This is a genomic window from Winogradskyella bathintestinalis (genome assembly GCF_030407435.1).
GTDB classification, from domain to species: domain Bacteria; phylum Bacteroidota; class Bacteroidia; order Flavobacteriales; family Flavobacteriaceae; genus Winogradskyella; species Winogradskyella bathintestinalis.
Genome location: NZ_JASDDK010000022.1, coordinates 1 through 4705, shown reverse-complemented (window position 1 = coordinate 4705; position 4705 = coordinate 1). Strand labels below are relative to the sequence as shown.

General features: G+C 28.7%; 3 protein-coding genes. All 3 read left to right on the top strand.

The window, feature by feature from the left end:
* Nucleotides 1-136: 136 nt before the first annotated feature.
* The 3 genes from QMA06_RS16340 (at nucleotide 137) to QMA06_RS16330 (ending at nucleotide 4453) form a co-directional block, all read left to right on the top strand.
* Nucleotides 137-769 carry a hypothetical protein gene (locus QMA06_RS16340; protein ID WP_290207984.1) on the top strand — a complete coding sequence of 211 codons (633 nt, stop codon included), beginning with the start codon at nucleotides 137-139 and terminating at the stop codon, nucleotides 767-769.
* Between the two features lie 180 nt (nucleotides 770-949).
* A complete protein-coding gene (locus QMA06_RS16335; RefSeq protein WP_290207983.1) occupies nucleotides 950-2536 on the top strand; it encodes a caspase family protein in 1587 nt (528 codons plus the stop codon).
* A gap of 747 nt (nucleotides 2537-3283) precedes the next feature.
* Nucleotides 3284-4453: a hypothetical protein gene (locus QMA06_RS16330; protein WP_290207982.1), complete on the top strand. Its 1170-nt coding sequence runs from the start codon at nucleotides 3284-3286 to the stop codon at nucleotides 4451-4453.
* Nucleotides 4454-4705: the final 252 nt, after the last annotated feature.

The window sequence follows — 4705 nt, the reverse complement described above, 5'->3', positions numbered from 1 at the left end:
TACCTGAACTTACGATTTAAGAACTGACCCAGTTCAAACTATTTTTTTGCCTTCTAAACGGCTAAAAAAAATCTTTTGAACGTCTAAATAGTAACCAAAAAGAGTCAACCTATTTCAGTATAATACACTCAACCGTATGGAAAAGCAGAAACTAAATAAGGATGTTGACGAGAGTAACTTAGAACACACTTTTAAAAATATCCTATTACTTGAAAAACTATTTATTTCAGAAATTAAAAAGATTTACGAAATTGAAAGTGGAATAACTGAAATAAACCACTACATAATGTCAATAACAAATAGAGCGATTTCTTTAAATAGAGGTTTTGTTACTCTTGCTCAATCTAATAATTATCAAACAGCAATTTCATTGATGAGATTGCAAATAGATAATTGTTTAAGATTATATGCTTTGAGTTTGTACGCTAATTCGAGTGAATTTTACGAAAAAGTACTAAACGGAGAACACATTAGAAATTTAAAAGATAGAGATGGAAATAAAATGACAGACAATTATTTAGTAACAAAAATTGATAAGATTTTTCCTCAATTTAAATCTTTGTACAAAAAACTTAGTGGACATATTCATTTTTCATCTGAGCATTTCCATTTTAATAATAAGGTCGAAAACGAAACATTATCTGTGTCGGTAGGAGATATTGAAAATTTGACAATTGCTGAGAAAGTAGATTATACATTTAATATGTTTTTGCTTGGAAAAGACCTTTTGTCAATAGTCGCTGAATACAGAATTGAAATTACAAACTAAAAAAAACCTACGCACAACACCGTATAAAAATAATTGCGGTTTAGTGCTTAATCAAAGGTTGTTACGTGTTTGTAACGTCTGATTTTCCTTCGGAAAATCCTCGCATACAAACCCGCAACTATTCTTATACAAAACCGTTAGCGGTAAATTAAAGCTACGTTCGGAAATTAAACCATATAAATGAATCTAAGAAAAGCAATCATTACAGGTTCTATAAAATATAAAGAGTCACCATTAAATTATCCTGAAAAGGATATGAAGTTAATAGAAAACACTTTGAAAAAAAGGTGTACTCTAGAGAAAATTGACATTACAAGTATTTTACACACTGATGACAATGAAGACTCTACTTACATTGAACAAATAGAAAGTGTCTGTGCAAAACTAGAATCGGAAAGAACAAATTCTTATGACTTAATCATTTTCTACTATTCAGGACATGGAGTTTACAAATCTGCTGAACAAATGTCTTACATGCAAATATCAGATGATGAATATATTCCAATAGATAAAGTAATTCAAATAATTTCTAAAGTAAATGCCAAAAATAAATATTTCATAATCGATGCTTGCCAAAGTGGTGGTTTCTCTTTAATGAAACCAAAAGGAAAATTACAAAGACAGTATAGTTTTAACTCACAAGGTGTATATTGTATGTTTGGAACAACTAAACATCAACTAGCTTTCGAACCTTCAATTAAAGATGCAATTAGAAAAAAAATACATAATAGTTTTTATACTCATTTTATAGCCGAAGCCTTAAATACAAAATCAAATTATAATGAGGATACTATTTCAATACGAGTTGTAGATGATTATGCTTCAAAGAAAACACCTACATATACAAACTTTGAACAAATTCCATTTTCTACAACTGAAATTGCAGGATATTTTCCTTTTGGTTTATGGAACGAGACAAAAGAGTTAAATGACATTTCTGAATGGAAAAGTAAGACAGACACGTCAACCCAATATTCGTCAAATAAGGAAATTGATATAGTTAATTATTTGGCTATAAAAATCAAAAAAATGTATTCAGAAGAAAACTATTTCTTCACTATTCCGGATAAAGAATTATTATCAAAACTTTCCCAACCTGCAAAGGATTTACTAAATGGTAAATTAAATTTATCTAATTTAAAATTTAATGATAAACCACTAATTAGTGGATTAATTTCAAGTGAAGATGTTAAAAAATATCAATTTTTGATATTTATTCTAGAAAATGAAAGTATTGTAATTGATTTAACGCTTAAGGACAACGATAATAAAACGACATTGCATGAGGCTTTACATAATTCAAAATTTTCTTCTAATTATATAATCCAATTACTATTTATACGCAAATATTCGTTGAGTGATACAGAAGAAAACTTATTAATCGATAAATTTAAAGATAACACAACTAGACCTGAACATCTTGAAAACATTACAGTAGCACTTATTTGTCACAAATTATCCAGTCCAGAATTAATAAAAAAATCTCAAAGAATAATTAAAGTAATCTTTACAATTTTATCATTTAAAACTAAACGAGTTGTTGGTTTTAAATTAAACCATACTGCATTAGCAAATAACTTCTTGCAACATCATCAAGAATTTGCTAATATATTTATTAAAGCATTAAAACAATATAATTTTTATGCTACACTAAAATCAAAACCTTCTTTTGTAAAAAAAGAAATTGCAATTTTAGAAAGTATGCCATTTCAAGAAACTGAATATAATGAAGTAATTGAAAAAATGTTTCCTGAATTATATGAATAAAAAATCTACCGCTAACACCGTGTATAATTCATTGCTAGTTATAGCTTACTTACGAAAGTCCTCGCGGACTTTCTATCTGTGATTTATTTACTAACTTTAGTGCTTAAACACGCAACGAAATCATACACAAACACGTTAGCTAAGATTTTGGGCTAACTTGCAATTTCAACGCAATCACTAAATTCTGTGCTTATTTTCAAATCAAAACTACGCTGGAATTTAAAGCTGAACCTTAAAAAATATTATGCTGGAATTTCTTACTCTTGCGGAACGTTACGAGCGAATTTAGGCTTACCCAACTTCTGATCATTACATCAATATTATAGCAATCCTCAACTTTTGGCTGATAAGCGAAATGGCAAAAAGTACTGCTGAACTGTTCGCTGCTTAAAAAATTTGAAATTAGTTGATTAAATCAATCAATTTTGATGTCACGAAAATTTAGGTTGAAAAACAAAACTGATTCTCTTTGCGGAAAAAAACGGAATAATAATTCGGAGATTTTTTTGATATTTAAGTAAAAAATCAATCAACGTCTGAAAAACAAATCGCTCGGAAATACACAAAGGAGTAGCACGTAAAAAGAAAAAACCTTAGCTAACAATGTATATAATTTATAGCTGCTTCTAGCCTACTCACGAAAAACCTCGCGATTTTTCTGTTTAGGTATTTATTTGCTAACTTACTGGCTGAAACAACGCTACAAATCATATACTAAACCGTTGGCAGTAATTAAAACCAAATAATATGATAACAAAAAACATAGATTTAGACATCATTGATGATGAAGGACAGGAAAGTGCTGTTGAAGTAATAATGGGTAATGTAGAAAGAGCTGTATTAGTTGGTACAATTTCAATTACATCTAAAGACCAAATCGAAAAATTAGTTTTGAAAATCGAAAGATTTATGCAAGACTTAAGTGACGACAATACAGAAACTTCAAAATTCACACTTAAAAGAATAAATGAGTCACTAAAAGTTATATTGCCAATACTAAAATCAGATGATATTAATCAAATGAGTTTAGAGGTAATAGATAACTATTTAACTAATCTTGAAAAAATTTCTAAAATAGCGATTTCAAAAAAATCAATTAAAGAAGTGGAATCACTTTTTACTGGTTTATCGCTTGATGAATTAAAGCGAAATTTAGAAAACACTAAAGTTTCAATCTGGACATATGCAAATGCTTTAAATGGTATGATTGAAAGTACCTCGAATAAAGTTACTCTAATAAATTATGGTAATGCTAGTGACATATTAAGAATGGTTACTAGCGTCAAAAAGCCTAATAAACTAATAGATTTATATATAAAAAATGATAAGAAAGATGATTTAACTTGGGATGTAGATTTAAAGATTTCTAATAAGGACGATAGCAAATCAATATATTCACTATGGCTATTATTAGAAGCTTTTAAATCAATTGATGGACTCGAATTTGAAATTGAGGAACTTTCGAAGGGTTCTATTTTTGCAAAAATCAAAGTGTGGTTTAAAAGTGAAGAAGCAAAGAAAGAAGCAGAAGATCTTTTAGAATCGACAAAAAAATTCGCAAAAGGAAAATTGGAGAATGAGTACTATGAAAATGAAAAGAATAAAAGTGAAGCCGAAAAAGTTCAAATAGAGAAAGAGAAACTACAAAATGAAGTGGACCTAGCAAATTCTGATGAAGAGAAAAAAAGGAGGTCATTAGAACTTGAAGCTTTAGAAATTGAAAATGAAAACAAAAAACTTCAAAATGAACGTCTAAAAGTGCAAGTTTTTCTAGAGAAAAGACAAGCTTTGGCTGAATTACTGTCTGATGGAATTATTAATAACCAAGAATATGAGTTAATGATTAATCAAGTTCTTCAGATACATAAAAAAGATGATGACAGTATCGAAATCGGATTACTAAAAGAAAAAGAATAACTACTGCCAACACCGTATATAATTTATTGCTAGTTCTAGCTTACTTACGAAAATCCTCGCGGATTTTCTATTCGGTTTTTATTTGCTAAATTACGTACTAAACCACGCAACAAACCATATACAAGACCGTTGTAAGCCATTTTGAAAAAAAGTATGAGAATATTAATAATCCTATTATTTACTTCAAATTTAACTTTTGCCCAATATTGGGGAGGACAAGAAATTAATGAATCTGATTTAACCGATTGGCTA

What these genes read in the sequence shown, in the direction of transcription:
- QMA06_RS16340 (WP_290207984.1), top strand. Translation starts at nt 137, where the DNA reads ATGGAAAAGCAGAAACTAAATAAGGATGTTGACGAGAGTAACTTAGAA.
- QMA06_RS16335 (WP_290207983.1), top strand. Translation starts at nt 950, where the DNA reads ATGAATCTAAGAAAAGCAATCATTACAGGTTCTATAAAATATAAAGAG.
- QMA06_RS16330 (WP_290207982.1), top strand. Translation starts at nt 3,284, where the DNA reads ATGATAACAAAAAACATAGATTTAGACATCATTGATGATGAAGGACAG.